We start from the raw sequence: 2,694 nt of genomic DNA, 5'->3' as shown, positions 1-2,694 counted from the left end.
CGCGGCCCGGCTCGTCGGCCGAGTCACGGGCCGCCCCGTGCGTGGGCGACGGCCCCGGTCCGGGCCGGGCCGGTCGGTCGTCGGAGGGGTGCTCAGGAGCGGGGGCCACCGCGCCACCCTGCCGCAGCGCCCCGTCGGGCGCGGGGCGGGGCCCGGTGGAGGACGGGTTCCCGCGTTCCCCGGACGGTCTCCCCGTCGGGGGAGCATCCTCAGGCCGGGCCTCCCCCCGCCGATGGGAGGAGGAGCCGCGGACGCGGGGGAGCACGAGGGGGGCGCGTGGTCGGGACGAGGGGGCTGCTGGGCTACGGCGCGGCGGCGGTGGCGCTCTGCGCGACGTACGCGCTGCTGCCGACGGGCCCCGTCCGGTCCGCCGTCTTCGTGGTCGCCTCGCTCGTGGGGGCGGCCGCCGTCCTGCGCGGGGCCGTCCTCCCGCGGGCCGTGCTCCCCCGAACCGGGCGCCGCGCCTCCGCCGGTCGCGCCGGGTGGGTGCTCGTCGCGGCCGCCGTCCTCTCCTGGGGGCTGGGCGACCTCGTCTACCAGGTCTACGCCGAGCTGCTCGACCGCGACCCGTACCCCTCGCCCGCCGACGCGCTGTACCTGCTCGCCTACCCGCTCTTCGCCGCCGGCCTCGTCGTCCACCTGCGCCGCCGGGCGCGGGGCGCGGAGCCCGCGGCGCTGCTCGACGTCGCCGTCGTCGTCGTGGGCCTGGCCCTGCCGTGCTGGGTGGCCGTCGTGGAGCCGGTGCTGCGCGCCGAGCACGCCAGCTCGCTGGCCCAGGCCGTCAGCATCGCCTACCCGCTCGGCGACGTCCTGCTGCTCGGCCTGCTCGTCCCCCTCCTCGGGCTGCCGGGCGGACGGGCGACGTCGACGCGCCTGCTCGGCGCCTCGCTCGGGCTCATGCTCGTGGCCGACGTCCTGTACTCCTCGCTGTCGGCGTCCACCGACGTCGTCGAGGGGGCGGTGAACGTCGTCTACATGGCCTCCTACCTCACCGCCGGCGCCGCGGCCCTGCACCCGAGCGCGACGGGCGACCCCGCCCCGGTGACGTCGCGCCCCAGCGCGGTGCCCGGCCGCCGGCGGGCGGCCGCGCTCGCGGCGGCGCTGCTCGTGGCCCCGGGCGTGCTCGCGCTGGAGCTCGTGGGCGGCGCGCCGCTGTCGGGGTGGGCGGTGGTGGTCGCCGCAGCGGCGATGGCGCTCCTCGTCGTGGCGCGGCTCCACCGCGCCACCGCGCAGGTGTCCTCCGCCGCCCGGGAGCGCGAGTCCCTCGTCGCCCGGGTGGCGCACCAGGCCTCCCACGACGCCCTCACGGGCCTGCCGAGCCGCACCCGCTCCCTCGCCGCGCTCGAGGTGGCCCTGCACTCGCAGCACCACCAGCACTCCCAGGACCACCGGCCCTCCCAGCACGCGCACCCGCGGGTCGACGACCGCCTCGTCGGCCTGCTGCGCGTCGACCTCGACCGCTTCACCCAGGTCAACGACCGCTACGGGCCCGGCGTCGGGGACGAGGTGCTCCGCGGCGCCGCCGACCGCCTGCGCGCCCTCGTGCGCGCGGACGACCACGTCGGGCGGCTCGGCGCCGACGAGTTCCTCGTCGTCCTCGGGCGGCGCACGGCCCTCGAGCTGCGCGAGGTCGCCGACCTCGTCGTCGTCGCCCTCTCCGCGCCGCTGCCCGCGGGCGACCGGGACGTCGCCGTCGGCGTCAGCGTCGGCGCGGCCCTGGCGTGCGGGCGCGGGACGACGGCCGACTCCCTGCTGGCCGACGGCGGCGTCGCCCTGGCCCGGGCCAAGGAGGGCGGGCGCGGTCGCGCCGTCGTCGTCGACACCGACCTGCGCCGCGAGCTCGAGGAGCAGGCCGCCGTGGAGGCCGCGCTCGTGCACGGCCTCGCGGCCGGCGAGCTGGTCCTGCGCTACCAGCCGGTGCACGAGCTCGCCGGGGGCGCCGTCACCGGCTACGAGGCCCTCGTCCGCTGGGAGCGGCCCGGGGTCGGCCTCGTCCCACCGGACCTCTTCATCCCCGTCGCGGAGCGCTCCGACCTCGTGTGCGACCTCGACCGCTGGGTGCTGGAGGAGGCCACCCGCCAGATGGCGGCGTGGACGGCGGCCGATCCCGACGCCTTCGCGGGGCGGCACGTCGCCGTCAACCTCTCCGGCCGCCACCTCGCGCGGCGCGTCGTCGTCGACCACGTGGCCGGGGCGCTGGAGCGCTCGGGCCTCGACCCGCACCAGCTCGTCGTGGAGATCACCGAGACCGTGCTCGTGGACGCCTCCACCGCGGGCGAGCACCTGGCGGCGCTCCGGGCGCTCGGGGTGCGCGCCAGCATCGACGACTTCGGCACCGGCTACACGTCCGTGGCGCAGCTGCGCCAGCTGCCCGCCGACGCGCTCAAGGTGGACCGCTCCTTCGTCTCCGGCACCGCCGCCGACACCGGGCTGCTCGCGCTCGTCGTCCAGGCCGGCCAGGCGGTGGGCCTGCGCGTCGTCGCCGAGGGCGTCGAGCACGTCGGCCAGCTCGCCCAGCTGCGGGCCCTCGGCTGCGACGAGGCGCAGGGCTACCTCCTGGCCCGCCCCCTCGCGCCGGAGCAGGTGCCCGGTCACGGGCCCGCGGCCGTCCCCCTCGTCCCGCTGCAGCCGCAGCCCGTGCAGGAGCCGGCGGGCGCCGCCGCGGCCGCCGCGGCCGGTGCCGCCGGCGCTCAC

The 2,694-nt window shown here is 79.1% G+C and carries 1 protein-coding gene; it reads left to right on the top strand.

The features are described 5' to 3' along the window. Nucleotides 1–276: 276 nt before the first annotated feature. Nucleotides 277–2,694: putative bifunctional diguanylate cyclase/phosphodiesterase (locus HLB09_RS20175; protein ID WP_171204231.1), on the top strand; the 2,418-nt coding region annotated here is incomplete at its 3' end.

Source organism: Pseudokineococcus marinus, assembly GCF_013004605.1.
GTDB lineage: Bacteria > Actinomycetota > Actinomycetes > Actinomycetales > Quadrisphaeraceae > Pseudokineococcus > Pseudokineococcus marinus.
Note: the sequence above shows the minus strand (reverse complement) of the source record. Positions and strands in the feature narration are given on the sequence as shown.